Origin of the sequence: Bacillus sp. AFS002410 (assembly GCF_002556365.1) — a bacterium.
Lineage (GTDB): Bacteria > Bacillota > Bacilli > Bacillales > Bacillaceae_G > Gottfriedia.
Map to the genome: position 1 here is coordinate 257663 of NZ_NUEU01000002.1, position 17821 is coordinate 275483.

Genomic DNA, 17821 nt, shown 5'->3' on the forward strand with positions numbered 1-17821 from the left:
GATGAGCACGGTAAGAAGTCTGTCAAAAAAAGGAATATTCATTGAAGAGTTTTTCGACAATAAAACTACGAAATCTTGATTAGAACGGCAAGGTGAAATATGATATTCTTTGCCTACTTATCCCCTATACACGTTCTTTCTCTTAAGCCTGCCTGATAAAGGAGTGAGGATTTGGTTAAATGGATATTTAATTCTCCAATGTTCGAGTTTAATCAAACTAATCCCGCAATTAGAGAACACTCAGCTTGGAAAGGCCATGCTAAATTTGCTTACGATCTAGTCCAATTTGTAAATCCTAAAAAAATTGTAGAATTAGGGACTCATTACGGTTTTTCTTTTTTCTGTTTTTGTCAAAGTGTGAAAAACAATAATATATCAAGTGAATGTTTTGCGATTGATAGTTGGCAAGGTGATTTGCATAGTGGTTTATATAATGATGAAGTCTATAATACAGTGTATGAAGTCGTTCAAAATTATTATCAAAAAGAAGCTAAAATGCTACGTTCTTCTTTTGATACTGCAATAAAAAATTTTGAAGACGAAACAATTGATATTCTCCATATCGATGGATTTCATACTTATGAGGCTGTATCACATGATTACACAACTTGGCTTCCAAAGTTAGCGAAGGAAGGAATTGTACTAATACATGATACAGAAGTTAGATTACAAGATTTTGGTGTTTATAAATTTTGGGAAGAGATAAGACAACAGCATCCCTCTTTTGAGTTTACACACTCTCATGGTCTCGGTGTATTATTCCCTAAAGGGTGTAGCGAGAAGTTTAAAAGTGTCTTTAGTGATGTAAATACTTTACAGTTACACTATTCGAAAGAATAAAAAAAACCAAGATAAGAGATTGATCTTATCTTGGTTTTTTATTGCTTTTATTAGCGTCTTTTACGGTTACGTAAGAACGCTGGAATATCTAAGTCATCAAGACTAGTTATATTTTTAGTCGTTTCAACAACTGGAACTTCTTCGCGAATTGGTTCACGTTTAATAGTAGGCTGAGAAGTTTGAGTTGGTGTTGAAATTGTTGGTCTTGCCATTGGTTTTGGAGTAGGCGTTGTAATTACACCTTCAAAGCCAGTCGCAATTACCGTAACGATAATTTCATCTTTTAAGCTTTCATTGATTACAGAACCGAAAATCATATTTACTTCTGCATCACATGCAGTTGATACGATATCTGCAGCTTCTTGTACTTCATATAAACTTAAGTTCGAACCACCAGTAATATTCATCAATACACCTTGTGCTCCATTAATCGAAGTTTCAAGTAATGGACTTGAAATAGCTTTTTTAGCTGCTTCAGCTGCACGGTTTTCACCACCAGCAACACCGATTCCCATTAATGCAGAACCTTTATTTGACATAATTGTCTTAACATCTGCAAAGTCAAGATTGATTAATCCCGGAACAGCGATTAAGTCAGAAATACCTTGAACCCCTTGACGAAGTACATTATCCGCTTCGCGGAATGCTTCTAGCATTGGCGTGTTGCGGTCAACGATTTCTAATAATCGGTCATTAGGAATAACGATTAACGTATCAACGCTTTCTTTCATTGCAGCGATTCCTGTAGCTGCTTGAGTTGAACGCTTTCTACCTTCAAATGTAAATGGACGAGTAACTACACCTACAGTTAATGCACCTAATTCTTTTGCTACTTGTGCAATTACTGGAGCTGCACCTGTTCCTGTACCACCGCCCATTCCAGCAGTGACGAATACCATGTCTGCTCCTTTAAGAGCTTCTTGTAATTGTTCTCTACTTTCTTCTGCCGCTTTTTTACCAACCTCTGGATTAGCACCAGCACCTAAACCACGAGTAAGCTTGCCACCAATTTGCATTTTAACTTCAGCTTTTGATAGATTAAGAGCTTGCGCATCAGTATTAACTGCAATAAAGTCTACACCTTGTACTCCATGTTCAATCATTCGGTTTACAGCGTTATTTCCGCCTCCACCTACACCAATTACTTTTATTTTTGCTAAAGCATCTACATTTGTATCAAAATCTAACATGATTGATCCCCCTACTTTTCAAATTCATCACAAATTTAATCCCATAAATATTTAAAAATGCTTTTAACTTTACTCATGACGCGCTCTTCATCCTGCTGTTTTGGTTTTGTATTTGAATTTGAAACAGCCACAGGTTTTCGTTCATTTGATTCAAATGCAATATTAGAGCTAAGTTTTTTGCCACGCATTTTTGATTTATAAAAAGCATACTTAATTAATCCAACACCAGTAATGTATTGTGGTTCTCTAACACCGATATAGTCTGGTGTAGCTACCCTTACATTATTTTTAAATACTTTTTGAGCTAGATCGATTACACCTGTCATTGTAACAGTTCCTCCAGTTAGTACAAAACCACCTGGTAAATTGTTACCTCTCATTCTTACAAGTTCATTTTGAACCATTATGAAGATTTCTTCTAATCTAGCTTCAATTATGTCAGAAATTTCTTGCTGACTGAATTGTTGATGCTGCTCACTGCCCATGATTGGTACACTAAGTACTTCTTCGGATAATGCAGTATCATAAAAAGCATGTCCGAATTTCACTTTAATTTTTTCAGCATCTTCTGTGGATGTCTTAAGACCGATTGATATATCTTTTGTAATATGTTCTCCTCCAACTGGTAAAACCGAAGTCGCTATCAAAACGCCTTCTCTAAAAAGAGAAATTGAAGTTGAACCTCCACCAATATCAACTAGTGCCACACCTAAATTTTTCTCATCCTGCTTTAATGCGATCGTACTTGCAGCCATAGGTTGTAGACATATATCAGTTACTTCTAACCCCGCTCTTTCGACACAACGAAGTATATTATGTACAAGTGTTCTCGAACCGGTAATTAATGTACCCTCCATCTCAAGTCGTACACCAATCATTCCTCTTGGGTCTTTTACCTCAGAAAGGCCATCTACAATGTATTCATGTGGAACAACATCGATAATTTCTCTTTCAGGTGGTATTGAGATTACTTGAGCCTGATCCATTACCCTTAAAACATCTTCATTGTCAATTTCTTTATTTTCCTTCGAAACTGCGACTACGCCGTTAGTACTAATTAACTGCACTTGATTAGCACTAACCCCTACAATTACTTTGTCAATATGAATGCCAACCATTCTTTCTGCTTGATCAATTGCTTTTTTGATTGATTTGACTGTTTCATCTATATCAACTATTGATCCACGTTTTAATCCAGAAGATTTAACATTCCCCACTCCAATAATATTAAGAGTGTCGTTAACTAGTTCTCCTATGATTACTTTTATTGTTGAAGTTCCAACGTCAAGACTCACATAGATCTCATTGCTGTTCATGATGGCACCTCCTTTTTCTCTCTATCTATTATAATCGAACATCAATTCATTCTTTAATATCATATATGACATCTATTCAACATTTACAGGGTTTTTCCTCTTTTTTAATTTTGATTTTTCATAATCTTTTTAATTTTTTTCATCATTCTTTATTAACTACTAGTCTACACTAACATAAAAAGATAAAAAAGACTTGAACGTACATTTTACTAATTATAAAAGGCTAATTTGAGCCATTTTCACTATCTGCACTATAAGGTGAAAAGTACGCTCCAACTTCTAAGTGTATTACCCCTTTTTGATCTTTAGGTATTGACTTTAAAATTAGTGGGTAGTTTGACATCTTATTAGAGAATTTTCTTATGGTAGTTTTGACTTCATACCCTTCATTCGTAAAGAGTGTAATTAATAATGGGTCATCACTACTTGGCGTATAATCTATTTCAGAAATTGAATGAAATATGCTCGATGGCATTTTTTTCAATTCTGCAGCCATTTCCTGTAGTTCATCACCTTGTTTCCAACCAATTAATTCGGGAACGATCGTATTTCCTAGTGAATTTTTTGCTTCAATAAGTACGCCACTTTCTAATAACAAATGTTTTTTCCCGTTGAATATAGCCTGTCCTACTGGTTGAAATTCTTTTACGTCGATTTCAACTTTGTTTGGGAATCGCTTATGCACGACAACTGTTCGAATTGTATTTTGGCTTTCAAGTCTTTCTTCAACCAGCCTAGATCTAATTGTCAAAAAGTTATCATTAATGCTTAAATCGGCTAATTTTTCAATTTCTTTATCAGAATAGAGATGATTACCATTAATGACTAAATTAATTTTTGAACCAATTGATGTTTGGAAATACAATACACATAAAAGCAAAGAAAAAAACAAAAGAATTGTCACAAGTAATCGCATATTAACTTTTTTACGTTTTTTATTACGCAAAACAGGCACACGGTCTTCTAAACTAATAATCTTATTTTCCTGCATAATTATGCCTCCATTATCAATGTTCAACTAAAAATTCCTTTTTCATTACGTTTGCTTTAGAAGTAATTCAAGAATAATAAAAAATAGAACAGCAAATGAATGCCATTCTATCTTGGTCATCATATGCTATTGTAAATTATAGCATATAATTTGGTTAGTTTAGAAGAAACTTACAATTTTTTCCCAACTATTTCTACTTCTGTTTCAAGTTGGACATTAAATTTTTCTAATATAGTTTTCTTGATGAATGCTATTAAGTCAAGAACGTCTTTTGAAGTAGCATTTCCAGCATTAACGATAAAGTTGCCATGCATTTCTGAAACTTTAGCTCCACCAATTTGATAACCTTTTAACTCTGCACGTTCAATTAAATTTCCAGCGTACTGAGGTAGTGGATTACGGAAAATACTACCAGCACATGGATAATTCCAAGGTTGCGTTTCTCTGCGATAGTCTTTATTTTTTTGCATTAATGCAGTTGAAGCTTCCTTCGAACCTTCTTGTAGTTGAAGTTCTGCTTCGATAACGAAACCTTTACGTTTATGTTGTAAAACTGAAGTTCGGTAAGAAAAATCTAGTTCTTCATTCGTTAACCATTCAAATTTTCCATCAGGAAATAAAATATGAGCTCTAGCTGTAATTTTCGAGAAATCCGATTGGTGTGCGCCAGCATTCATATAGACTCCGCCACCAACGCTACCTGGAATACCACTTGCAAATTCTAATCCAGATAAACCTTTTCTACTTAATTGAGTAGCTAAACGAATAACGGAATACCCCGCACCAACAATTACTTTTGTTCCATCTACTTCGATATGGTCTAAGCAATCACTTACTTTAATTACGACACCTTCAATACCTTGATCTGAGACAAGTAAATTTGATCCTCTTCCGATCACAGTCACATTAATTCCATGTTCATTTGCAAGGTTGATAATCTCTTTAATTTCATTCACAGTTTTTGGAATCACCAAATACTCCGCTGGTCCTCCAATTTTCATCGTCGTATGATTTGCTAAAGGCTCATTTATTAGAAGACTCGAGTCATTTAATACTTCCTTTAATTTTGATTCAAACATTCGCTCTATTTCCCCCTTTAGCTTATAGTTTCCTCTGATACATTTTTATTTTTTTTCGAACTTGTTCGTGCAAGTTCTACTTACTTATTTCCTCTAATACGTTAACAAGTTTTTTTGCAGCATCCGGTACACCAATTTGTAAAGATGCATTTTTCATCTCTTCAAGTTTAATAGGATTTAGTAATACTTTTTCAATTTCATTTACTAAATATTCACTATTAAAGTTTTTTTCCAATATAACAATTGCCGCACCGTTTTTCTCAAGTGACCTAGCATTTACTTCTTGATGATTATTCGTTACATACGGACTTGGTATTAATATACTCGGTTTTCCTAATGCGGTTAACTCTGCTAAAGTAGTAGCTCCTGCTCTTGAGACAACTAAGTCTACTTCTCTCAAAACTTCCGGCATATTATGTAAAAATGGTTTAACGACCACATTACTTGGATTTCCGACTTTATTTACTTCCTCAATAACAGAATCATAGTGTACTTCTCCAGTAACATAAATCATTTGATAATCTTTTTCACCTAATTGATTTACACTTTTTAGGAAAGCTTGATGAATCGGTCTTGCTCCTCTAGAACCACCAACAATTAGAACAGTACGTTTACCTGATTCTAATCCTAACGATTCCAGTACTGTAGGGTTCGAGTTTCCAAGTACTTCAGAAGCTCTTGGGTTACCTGTGAATACTACTTTTTCTTTATCAAAGTATTCAGCAACCTCTTCAAAACAGATCGCAACTTTGGTTACATAACGATTTAAGAACTTATTTGTTAACCCCGGTATACTATTTTGTTCATGGATTACTGTTGGAATACCGAGTTTTGCTGCAGCATAAACAACAGGTCCACAAACGTATCCTCCCGTACCAACAACCACATCCGGTTTAAATTCACGAATTATTTTTTTACTATCTGATACACCTTTTAAGAATCGATAGATTGTTTTAAAGTTCTCTAGTGATAAACTTCTTTTGAATCCTGTAATTACAATAGATTTAAAAGGTATGTTTGCTTTAGAGACAATTCCTTTTTCTAATCCATTTTCTGTACCAACATATAAACATTCTACATTGGAATCTTGTTTTTTTAACTCTTTAATTAGCGCAAGTGCTGGATAAATATGACCACCAGTACCCCCACCACTAACTAAAATTTTCATAAAGATCCTCCTAAATTACAAAACATAAAATTACTTAAAACAGTTTAAGTAGTTATTATACCAATATTATCACTATCATTCTAATTGTTTTTTCTTTAAAAATAAAGAAACTCACGATTCAATGGCAGAAATCAAATGTTATAGTGATGAATTAATAAAGGATCCGCAAGAAAATGAGGATTAGTTGTGGTTTTTTTACTTTTTATTGAATAGAGATAACTTTATTCCAAAGTTTACTGCGTATTGCATGGATAATTGTTTGGTTTGAATATAGAATCACCTTAAAAAGTACTATAGCAACCTATTTTAGTATTATATCAACGAGGATTTGTGATATATCAACGAGAACTTGTAATATATCAACGGGAATTAGTGATTTATCAACGGAGTTCACAGCTTTATCAATATAGTTCACTTAGTGTTCGGGTTTATCAATAATCTGTTAATCACTTACACTTGGAGATCTTTTGCAATTCGCTCTACCAAATAAAAAGAGGTTGTCTCATAAGTGCTTTGACTTATGGGACAACCCCTTTTTCCAATTTTTAGTCGGTCTTATTAAGAGCGAGCATGTCTACTAATATTCAATAATACTCCAACTGCTAATAACATTAAGGTTAATGACGAACCACCATAGCTTAAAAATGGTAATGTAATCCCTGTAACAGGCATTAAACCAATTACAACACCTATGTTAATCATTACCTGTATCGCAATCATTGAGACAATTCCTACCGCTAAAAAAGTACCGAATAAATCAGGTGCACTTAAGGCAATTCTAATCCCTCTCCAAAGTAATAAAGAGAATAATAAAATGACAAAAGATCCACCAATAAATCCTAACTCTTCTGATAGAATTGCGAAAATAAAGTCAGTTTGTGGCTCTGGTAAGTACATAAATTTCTGTCTACTTTGTCCTAATCCTAAACCGAATAATCCACCTGGCCCAATTGCATAAAGCGATTGGATAATTTGAAATCCCGTACCTAATGGATCTGACCATGGATCTAAAAATGAAGTAATCCTTTTAATTCGATAAGGAGCAGAGGCAATCAAGGCAACAAAACCTGCAACCCCGACAATACCTAAACTCATAAAATGAGATATTCTTGCTCCGGCTACAAATATTATAATTACACATGTTCCTACCATTACAGTGCCTGTTCCTAAATCTGGTTGTAGCATAATTAAACCAAATGCAAGGAATACTAGTCCTAATGTCGGTACTAGTCCTTTTTTAAAGGAAGTAATATTCTTCTGATTATCAGCTAAATATTTTGATAGAAATACCATCATACCAAGCTTCATAAACTCAGAAGGCTGAATAGAGAATGCACCAATACCGATCCAGCTTCGTGCACCACCTCGTACTAAACCAATTCCTGGAACTAGTACAAGTACCAACAAGATAAAACAAGCGATTAATATTTTTTTTGCATGTGTTCTGAAAAGCCAGTAGTCAATATTTGAAACTACAAACATCCCCATTACTCCAACCCCAGCAAATAGTAATTGCCGCTTAGCAAAAAAGAACGAATCATGAAACTTATAAGATGCCCATATTGCACTAGCACTGTAAACCATAATCATACCTACTGTTAATAATGATAGCGTAACTAGAACAAGAATCATGTCAGGACTATTTTTTTTCTTTGTTGGCACTTTAAATACACCTCAACTTTTGAATTAAACAAGCCTTACATTAATTTATGCACTGCTTGTATAAATTTATTACCACGTTCTTCAAAAGTCTTAAATTGATCCCAGCTTGCACAAGCAGGTGACAGTAAAATAATATCTCCAACTTCTGAATGAGCGAATGCTTCATTTACAGCATCTTCAACATTATCAACCGATTTTACTACTTTCATTCCTGCTTTTTCTGCGGATTCAATTAATTTCTTAGCTGTTTGACCATAAGTGACCATTTTTTTTACATTTTTAAAATAAGGAATTAAATCATCAAAGCTATTTCCACGATCTAATCCACCAGCAATTAATATGACTGGTTTTTCAAAAGAAGAAATTGCTTTTTGTGTTGCTAAAATATTTGTAGCTTTTGAATCATTATAAAATTTTCGCTTATCTATTTCAGTTACATACTGAAGTCGGTGTTCCACACCAGTAAAAGTTGTTAAAACCTTTTCAATCGCTTCATTTTCAACATCTAGAAGCTTTGAAATTGCGACTGCAGCTAATATATTTTCTAAATTGTGTTTACCAGGTAAGACAATTTTTCCAAGTTCAATAACTTTTTTCTCTTTAAAATAAATAAAGCCATTTTGAACATATGCGCCATCTTGGACGATTTTTGTTGAAGAGAATGGAATTATTTTCGCTCTAATTTGAGAAGCCATACCCATTACATGTTCATCATCAAAATTAACGACTGCAAAATCGTTCTCAGTTTGATTTTTAAATATGTTAGCTTTTGCTTTAATATACTCATCTTTTGTACCATGATAGTCCAAATGAGCTTCAAATATATTTGTAATTAATGATATTTTCGGACGGAAAACTTCGATCCCCATTAACTGAAATGAGGAAAGCTCGGTAACAATGATATTATCTTCATTTGCTTTTTCTGCAACTTCACACGCAACTGTCCCTATATTTCCTGCTACTAATGGTTTCTTATTTCCTTCTTGTAACATATTTAATGCCAAAGTTGTAGTTGTTGTCTTCCCATTAGATCCTGTAATTCCAATGAATGGTGCTTCACTTATTAAATAAGCAAGCTCTATTTCTGTATAAACCGGAATATTACGCTTTAATGCTTCAATTAATAATGGATTTGTATAAGGAATTCCTGGATTTTTAACGATACAAACTGGTTGATCATCTAGTAATGATGCAGGATGTTCTCCGCAAACTACGTTAAATCCTTCACTTTTTAATTTTTGAGCAATTTCATTTTGTTCAAATGGAGTACGGTCATTTACTGTGACCGTTGCTCCTAACTTTTTTAATAAATGACTTGCAGCATAGCCGCTTTTGGCCATACCTAAAACTAATACTTTTTTATCTTGAAAATTCTTCACGTTTTTCAATTACATCCACACCTCGATATAGATTCCTAATAATGCAAAAAGCAATCCAACAAACCAAAATGTTACAACTACACGCCACTCAGTCCATCCAGATAATTCATAATGATGGTGCAAAGGACTCATCTTAAATACTCTTTTACCAGTTGCTTTAAAAGATGCAACTTGGATCATTACTGAAAGTGTTTCAATAACAAAAATACCTCCAATAACTACAAGTAAAATTTCTAAATGAGTAACGATCGCGATTGCAGCTAATGCTCCACCTAATGCTAATGAACCTGTATCACCCATAAAAACCTTCGCTGGGTGTGCATTAAATACTAAGAAACCTAATACAGCTCCTACAACTGCAATTGAAAATATTGCAACATCAAGCTGGTGTTGGTTGTAAGCAAGAACTGCATATGCACCAAACGCGATTGCAGCCGTACCTGATACAAGGCCATCTAATCCATCTGTTAAATTTACTGCGTTTGAAGTACCAACCAACATAAAGATGATTAATAAAACATAAATAAAGCCTAAATCAAATGAATAATTCGTCCCTGGGATCGAAATAGATGTAGAGACTCCCATTGCACGGATTGCGAAAAATACAATGATAGAGACAATTACTTGGCAAATGAATTTTTGTTTAGAAGTTAATCCTAGATTTCTTTTTTTAACAACTTTGATATAGTCATCTAAAAATCCAATTACTCCAAAACAGATTGTGACAAATAATAATACATATGTACGTGTTGATAAAACATCAAAATACATAGAAATTAAAAGTGCAGATAAACTTAAAGCAATTAATATGATAATCCCACCCATTGTTGGGGTTCCGGATTTCTTTTTATGAGATTGTGGACCTTCGTCACGGATACTCTGTCCAAATTTAAGTTTTCTTAAGTACGGTATAAAAATAGGCGATAAAATGACTGCAATGATAAATGCTGTAATCATAGCAACTAAAATTGACGGTTCTAGCATTATGCGCCCTCCTTTCTAAAGCTGTGTTTGTTTACTTAATAGTTTAATTCTTTTATACGGAATTATGAAAGCAATTTTTCACATTACAAAGAAGAGGATACTATCCTCTTCTTTGTAAAATTGCTTCTTTAGCTTCTTCAACATCATCAAAATGTGAAACATTCGTTCCAATTATTTGATATGTCTCATGACCTTTACCTGCAATAACTATAATATCATGTTTTTGCGCATTTTGAATCGCAAATGTTATAGCTTTTTTACGATCTTCTATTACCGTTATATTATTATGCTCTAATCCACGTTTCATGTCTTCTAAAATTAAATTTGGATCTTCAGTTCTTGGATTATCTGATGTAAAGATTGCTTTTGTTGAAAGATCTGCTGCAATTTTACCCATTAGAGGGCGCTTTGTTCGATCACGATCTCCACCACAACCTACAACAGTATAAATATCATTTTTTGCAAATTGTTTTACGGTATTTAATACATTTTCTAAACTATCTGGTGTATGAGCGTAATCTACAATAACTGTAAAATCTTGACCTGCGTTAACTGCTTGAAAACGTCCAGGTACACCATCAATTGTTGAGACTGCGTCTAAAATCGTGCCCATTTCTATATTTAATGCGATACCAGCACCAATTGCTGCTAACACATTATATACATTAAAAGTACCAATTAACTTCATTTCTACAACATATTGTTTATTTAAAAAGTGTAGAGTGAATCTAGTTCCAGCATTCGTTAATTCAATTTCATCTGCAAATAGATCCGCTTCCTCACTTAAGCCATAAGTTATTAGATTTGCTTGCGTAAACTTCATATATTCATCCGAAGCAGGATCATCATTATTTAGAATTGCAAATTTAGTTTTTTGTGCTACAAAGCTATTACCTAATTGAGAGAATAATAAGCCTTTAGCCTTTTTATATTCTTCCATCGTTCCATGATAGTCTAAGTGATCTTGTGATAGATTTGTAAAAACAGCGATATCATATTCACAACCATGGACACGACCTAAATGTAGTGCATGTGATGAAACTTCCATTACTGCAGTATCAACATCAGCCTCTACCATTTTGGCAAACATAGATTGTAGAGTTAAACTATCAGGAGTTGTGTTTTTTGTTTCAAAAACTTCTTCTCCAATTTTCATGCCAATTGTGCCGATCACACCCGTTTTTTTCTTATTATTTTTTACAATTTCTTCGATAATATATGAAGTCGTTGTTTTACCATTCGTACCAGTAATACCAACTAAATTTAATTTATTTGTTGGATTTCCATAAAATGCATTCCCAATTACAGCCATTGAGCGATTAGTGTCTTTTACATATGCAACCGGGACACTTGATTCGATTGTTTTTTGTGCAAGTATTGCTACTGCTCCCTTTTCAATCGCTTGATTAACATATTGATGTCCATCAACTGTATATCCTTCAATACAGATGAATAAATAACCCGGCTTAACATTTCTTGAATCCATTTCAACTCCAGTGATCTCCGGATTTTCCGATGGAAGATTCACTAAAGGATTTAATCTTGATAGTAAAGTGTGAAGTTTCATAGTAATTCCTTTCGTATTAACTAAATCAATTCTTATCTTTAGATTTAGATTTAGTTTCTTCTTTCGTTCCTAAATAAATTCTAATTTTAGAGCCTTCTTTCAGTTTTACACCTGCTTTTGGTGCTTGGTCAATGACATAATTTCCAGTGCCACTATATTCAAGTGTAAAAGTATCTAGCAAAGGTTGCAAATCTTTTTTCTCTAATCCTTTTAAATTTGGTACTTCATATGTTGGTGTATCGCCGTATACGAATTTCTTTTCAATTTGATTTTTTCTAGGTGGAACACCTAGTACTTGCATACTATCACGAATGATATTCCCTACTATAGGAGCCGCTACAACTCCACCAAATTGAACTGTACCTTTTGGATTATCAACTGCGATATAAACGACAATTTGTGGATCGTCTGCTGGTGCAAAACCTACGAATGATACAATAAAGCTACTATCGTCATATCGTCCATTTTTTACTTTTTGTGCTGTTCCTGTTTTACCACCTACACGGTATCCTTCAACAAAAGCACCTTTACCAGTACCTTGTGCGACAACACTTTCTAGTGCCAATCTAACCTTTTTAGACGTATCAGGAGTAATCACTCGCCTTTTTGCTACTGGTGTTTTCCGGCTCACGACTTCATTTGTAACGGGATCTACAAATTCTTTCGCGATATATGGTTGATATAAAATACCTCCATTTATTGCCGCTGAAACTGCCGCAACTTGCTGAATTGGTGTAACTGATACACCTTGACCGAAAGCAGTAGTAGCTGCTTCTACTGGACCAACCCTATCCATACTAAATAAAATCCCTGAAGCTTCACCTTGTAAATCAATTCCTGTTTTTTGGCCGAAACCAAAATTACGGATATATTTAAATAATCGATCTTCTCCTAGTCGATTACCTAATTCCACAAAGCCTGGGTTACATGAGTTTTGTACAACTTCTAAGAAAGTTTGTGAGCCATGTCCACCTCTTTTATGACAACGCAAACGTGCTCCAGCAACCTCAGCAGCCCCATCATCATAAAAATGATCTTTATTCAAATCAACTAAACCTTCATTTAATGCAGCTGCAAGTGTAATAATCTTAAATGTTGATCCTGGCTCATAGTTTGACCAGACCGGTAAATTTCGATTATATACTTCGGGAGAAACTGTTTTAAAATCTGTAGGATTAAAGCTTGGACGACTACTCATTGCAAGAATTTCACCAGTATTAGGATTCATTGCAATTCCAATCATTGAATCTGGATTATATTGAGCTGTTGCATTGTTCATTTCACGTTCAAGAATTGTTTGAATACGTGAATCTACTGTTAATTTTAGATTTAAACCGTTAATTGGTGGAGTATAGTCATCTGCAATATTTGGCATTCTTTGACCTTTAGCATCAGAATAAAATTGAACACTACCTTCTTCACCACTTAATTGCTTGTCATAATAAAGCTCTAAACCGTTTAGTCCTTGATTATCAATTCCAGCAAACCCTAAAACGTGAGAAAGATAATCTCCAAATGGATAATATCTTTTAGAATCCTCTGCTATGTAGACGCCTGCTATGTTTAGGTCTCGAATTTGTTTAGCTTTCTCATTTGTAATTTTAATGCCTTCAGTACGAATGTGTTCCATTCTCGATCTTTTCGTTAAAATTTTATAAAGTTTTACTTCGGAGATTTTTAAGATTGGGGCTAGTTTTTCAGTTGCTTCCTTTGGATCTTTAATTTGCCTAGGGACGACTAACACAGACGGAGCACTTTTATTCGTAGCAAGAGCAACGCCATTACGATCTAATATTTCTCCACGCTTTGGTTCGAATGGGATATCTCGACTCCATGAATTTTTTGCTCGTTCAGTTAATAGATCCCCCATACCAAACTGTACATAACCAAGCCTAGTAGCAATAATAGAAAAGATTAATAAACCACCAATAAATACAAAAAATAATCGTTTTCGAACTGTTACATTAGATACTCGCATCGAAACGAACACTCCTCTACATTATGTTCGTTTCAATATATGCTTGTACCAATTACAATAGACCTTCTAGCTTGTTATTGTCCTAGAATGGCCTATTGTGTTTTTTATTTAATTAATTGTCATTTCAGCATTTTTACTCTTGTACATCAACTTTTACATCTTCTTCATTACTCGATGATTCATTTGGTTTACTTAATTCAATACTTAAAAAGTCATTATTACGTAGCTCCGAATCTTGCTTAATACTTTGACTCGTTACAAATCCAGACCCATTTGAAGTAATTTTCAGTTTAAATAATTTACCTAAACGATCAACATCAGTTTTTGACCATCCTATGATTGAAGGCATCGTATTCGTACCGTCAGTCTTAAGATAAATATTCGTACCTCTTACAACTTGTGTTTTCGACTTAATAGATTGACCAGTAACTTCCAGTCCATTACCTAATAACACAGGTTTTAATCCAGTAGAAGTCGCCAATGATTTCGCTTCATCCAAAGTTAAACCTTTCATATTAGGGATTTCTACACTTTCTTTATCTACTAATTTATCAACATTCGCATTTTCAATTGGTTCAACCTTCATATATTCAAGTGCGCCCTTAGTAACTGTTCTAAATATTTCAGATACTCCATCAGAACCTAACTCAGTTGCTTCTAATTTTGGACGAAGCATCGCTACATAAACGACTAATTTCGGATCGTCCGCTGGCGCCATACCGATAAATGAAAATAGGTTTTCACCACGACCTTTTAAATACTTACCATGATCATCTACAACTTGGGCAGTTCCTGTTTTACCTGCTACTGTGTAACCATCAATTGCATAGTTATGACCAGTACCATGTGGCGCAGTTATAACTGTTTCTAATAGCGCTCTTTCTCTTTTAGCCGTTTCTTCAGTAATTGGATGACCAACAACTTGAGATTTATAATCTGCTACTACTTTTTTCGTATCAGGGTTAACAATCTTATCGACTATATATGGCTTCATCATTTTCCCATTATTGGCAATCGCACTAGCAGCTTGAATAATTTGAACTGCTGTAACTGTAGATCCTTGACCAAATGCCGTCGTCGTTTTTTCAAGAGGATAATTATAAACTAGTTTCCCACTTGATTCACCTGGCAAATTAATATCCGTTTTTTTAGTAAAACCAAAGTTTTTATAATATTGTAAGTATCGATCGGCACCTATTTTTTCATTTAAAAGGATTGAAATACCTACGTTTGAAGACCTTTGAATCCCCTCATCAAATGTAATAGAACCCCACCCATTTCGGTTTACGTCATGGACAGTTCCTCCTCCTGGTACTTTATATCGTCCAGATTGGAAGTATTCCCCTCCATTATAAACTCCTTCATTCATTGCAGCACCTAATGTGAATATTTTCATAGTTGAGCCTGCTTCAAATGCATAGGAAATCGGATCATTTGTATAGTTTGTAATGTCGTGAATATTAGGATTGAAGCTAGGACGATTACTCATCGCAACTATTTTTCCTGTTTTCGGGTCAGAAACGATTGCCATAATCTTTTCTGGATCATATTTTTTTTCTACGCTAGTCATTGCATCTTCTAGTAAACTTTGAATCTTTGTATCTATTGTTAAATAAATATTATCCCCATTATGTGGAGGAGTAACCTTTTCATTAACATAAGGCAAGATATTACCTTTTCGATCTCGTAAAAAGCTTCTTTTACCATCTGTTTCAGTTAACTCTGTATTCAATGATTTTTCTAATCCCATTTCTCCGATTAAATCGCCATTGTCATTACTATTTGTGTAACCTAAAGTATGAGATGCAAAGATCCCATTTGGGTAATAACGTTGTTGTGATGGAGTAAAAACAATACCAGGTAGATTTAATTTCTCAATTTGTTCTTTTTTACTTTGAGAAATGTTTCTTCCACCTGGTCCTAATTCAACTTGATATTTTGGTTTACCTAATTTTGCTAGAAGTTCAGATTCATCAATATCTAAAATTGATGATAATTCTCTTGCTGTTTTTTCTTTATCCACAACATGCCTTTTTACTCTTGAATTTTTTGAAGCACTTGGATCTAGAACTGCAGACACAGTGTAGGATGTCACTTCTTCTGCAAGAGGAACTCCATTTGAATCATAAATAGTTCCTCTTTTTGCAGGGATTTTTTGAGATGTATTATAATTCTCATCTGCATATACTTTTAAATTTTTACCCTCAACTGTATCTGATAATTGTATATAACCAAGTCTAGCTACAAGTAATGTAAAAAGGATTAAAGTACCAATAAAAAACCAACGAATACCATAGTTAGTGTACTTATTCTTTTTCTTACTCATATCACAATCTCCTACTTACTAGTATCTGTAAACTTTACATTGTTACTATCAATATTTAAGCCTAATTCTTTAGCTTTTTGCCAAATTCGGTCATATGTGCTTAATTCATCAATTTTCATTTTTAGCTCTGAGTTATGCTGTTTTTCCTTTGCAACTTCATTTTTTACATTTTGAATTTTTAAATTGGTATCGTAAATGGTTGCTTGAGTTCCAATAATTTTTGTACCCATAATGAAGCATACAATTAGAAATGAAAAGTAAAGTAGTTTTTCAAAAGGTGTGATTTTCGATACTTTCTTTTGTTTTTTCTTGTTAGAAGGTCCTTGTTGTAAATCAGTAACTTGTTTTTGTTGTAGCTTTTTTGCCAAATTACTCATTCTTTCCCCTCCTTATAATTTTTCTGCAACCCTTAACTTTGCAGATCTAGCTCGTTTATTAAAATCGAGTTCTTCTTCAGTTGGTAAAAGAGGCTTTCGTGTAACTAGCTTAAACTTCGGCTTAAACTCATCCGGAATAATTGGTAATCCAGGTGGTAAAGGCGGAAGTGAACTAGCTTCTTTAAAAATTGTTTTACAAATTCGATCCTCTAATGAATGGAATGTGATTACACTAATTCTTCCTTTTGGTTTTATAAGTGTAATTGCATCTTTTAGCGCTTCTTCAAAAACACCAAGCTCATCATTTACGGCAATACGTATTGCTTGAAAAATTCTTTTTGCAGGATGACCACCAGTTCTTCTAGCTGGTGCTGGAATAGCATCTTTAATGATATCAACTAACTCAAAAGTTGTTTCAATCGGTTTCTTTGCTCTTAACTCTTCAATTCTTCTAGCAACTTGTTTTGAGAATTTTTCCTCTCCATAGCGAAAAAAGATTTTCACTAACTGCTCGTAAGTCCACTCATTAACAACTTCATATGCAGATAGTGATTGCTCTTGATTCATACGCATATCAAGTGGAGCATCTTGATGAAAACTAAAACCACGTTCTGCTACATCTAATTGAGGTGAAGAAACACCTAAGTCAAATAAGATTCCATCAACTTCATTAATGCCTAATTGGTGAAGCTCTTCTTTAATATGTTTAAAATTACTTTTTACGATTGTTAATTGATTTTCATATTGTTTTAGTCTCTCTTTAGCGTGTTTAATTGCCGTTTCGTCTTGATCAAAAGCGATTAATCTACCTTTTGACGAAAGTTGGGATAGTAAATATTCACTATGACCTCCACCGCCAAGTGTACAATCTACATAAATTCCATCTTCGTTTATTTCCAAAGAATCAACAGTTTCCTTTAATAAAACCGTAATATGCTCAAACATGATGACTCACTACTTTCAA

The 17821-nt window shown here is 33.9% G+C and carries 14 protein-coding genes; 1 reads left to right on the forward strand and 13 read right to left on the reverse strand.

The features are described 5' to 3' along the window. Nucleotides 1-198 precede the first annotated feature (198 nt). Nucleotides 199-840, forward strand: a complete 642-nt coding sequence (locus tag CN692_RS03205) for a class I SAM-dependent methyltransferase (RefSeq protein WP_098117774.1) — start codon at nucleotides 199-201, stop codon at nucleotides 838-840. 50 nt (nucleotides 841-890) lie between these two features. On the opposite strand, the gene ftsZ is transcribed toward CN692_RS03205, so the two are convergent. The 13 genes from ftsZ to rsmH all read right to left on the reverse strand — a co-directional run bounded on the left by ftsZ (nucleotide 891) and on the right by rsmH (nucleotide 17802). Beyond that, entirely contained in the window at nucleotides 891-2030 is a 1140-nt protein-coding gene (gene ftsZ / locus CN692_RS03210; RefSeq protein ID WP_098117628.1) for a cell division protein FtsZ, read from the reverse strand. Nucleotides 2031-2065: 35 nt separating this feature from the next. Further along, on the reverse strand, nucleotides 2066-3346 hold the full coding sequence (ftsA, locus tag CN692_RS03215; RefSeq protein ID WP_098117630.1) for a cell division protein FtsA: 1281 nt from the start codon (nucleotides 3344-3346) through the stop codon (nucleotides 2066-2068). 223 nt (nucleotides 3347-3569) lie between these two features. Continuing rightward, complete coding sequence (locus tag CN692_RS03220; RefSeq protein WP_098117632.1) at nucleotides 3570-4337, reverse strand: cell division protein FtsQ/DivIB; 768 nt, start codon at nucleotides 4335-4337, stop codon at nucleotides 3570-3572. A gap of 170 nt (nucleotides 4338-4507) precedes the next feature. Next, complete coding sequence (gene murB / locus CN692_RS03225; RefSeq protein ID WP_098117633.1) at nucleotides 4508-5416, reverse strand: UDP-N-acetylmuramate dehydrogenase; 909 nt, start codon at nucleotides 5414-5416, stop codon at nucleotides 4508-4510. A gap of 76 nt (nucleotides 5417-5492) precedes the next feature. Next, nucleotides 5493-6584 carry an undecaprenyldiphospho-muramoylpentapeptide beta-N-acetylglucosaminyltransferase gene (gene murG / locus CN692_RS03230; protein ID WP_098117634.1) on the reverse strand — a complete coding sequence of 364 codons (1092 nt, stop codon included), beginning with the start codon at nucleotides 6582-6584 and terminating at the stop codon, nucleotides 5493-5495. Between the two features lie 558 nt (nucleotides 6585-7142). Then, a complete protein-coding gene (gene spoVE / locus CN692_RS03235; protein ID WP_098117775.1) occupies nucleotides 7143-8216 on the reverse strand; it encodes a stage V sporulation protein E in 1074 nt (357 codons plus the stop codon). 65 nt (nucleotides 8217-8281) lie between these two features. Continuing rightward, nucleotides 8282-9634: a UDP-N-acetylmuramoyl-L-alanine--D-glutamate ligase gene (gene murD, locus CN692_RS03240; protein WP_098117635.1), complete on the reverse strand. Its 1353-nt coding sequence runs from the start codon at nucleotides 9632-9634 to the stop codon at nucleotides 8282-8284. Next, nucleotides 9635-10609 carry a phospho-N-acetylmuramoyl-pentapeptide-transferase gene (gene mraY / locus CN692_RS03245; protein WP_098117637.1) on the reverse strand — a complete coding sequence of 325 codons (975 nt, stop codon included), beginning with the start codon at nucleotides 10607-10609 and terminating at the stop codon, nucleotides 9635-9637. It lies immediately after the preceding gene. A gap of 100 nt (nucleotides 10610-10709) precedes the next feature. Then, nucleotides 10710-12176: a UDP-N-acetylmuramoyl-L-alanyl-D-glutamate--2,6-diaminopimelate ligase gene (locus CN692_RS03250; protein ID WP_098117639.1), complete on the reverse strand. Its 1467-nt coding sequence runs from the start codon at nucleotides 12174-12176 to the stop codon at nucleotides 10710-10712. 25 nt (nucleotides 12177-12201) lie between these two features. Continuing rightward, nucleotides 12202-14154, reverse strand: a complete 1953-nt coding sequence (locus tag CN692_RS03255) for a stage V sporulation protein D (RefSeq protein WP_098117640.1) — start codon at nucleotides 14152-14154, stop codon at nucleotides 12202-12204. A 133-nt stretch (nucleotides 14155-14287) separates the two neighbouring features. Then, nucleotides 14288-16480 carry a penicillin-binding protein gene (locus tag CN692_RS03260; protein WP_098117641.1) on the reverse strand — a complete coding sequence of 731 codons (2193 nt, stop codon included), beginning with the start codon at nucleotides 16478-16480 and terminating at the stop codon, nucleotides 14288-14290. Between the two features lie 11 nt (nucleotides 16481-16491). After that, a complete protein-coding gene (ftsL, locus tag CN692_RS03265) occupies nucleotides 16492-16857 on the reverse strand; it encodes a cell division protein FtsL (RefSeq protein ID WP_098117643.1) in 366 nt (121 codons plus the stop codon). Nucleotides 16858-16869: 12 nt separating this feature from the next. Further along, nucleotides 16870-17802, reverse strand: coding sequence for a 16S rRNA (cytosine(1402)-N(4))-methyltransferase RsmH (rsmH, locus tag CN692_RS03270; protein ID WP_098117644.1), 933 nt, complete (start codon nucleotides 17800-17802; stop codon nucleotides 16870-16872). Nucleotides 17803-17821: the final 19 nt, after the last annotated feature.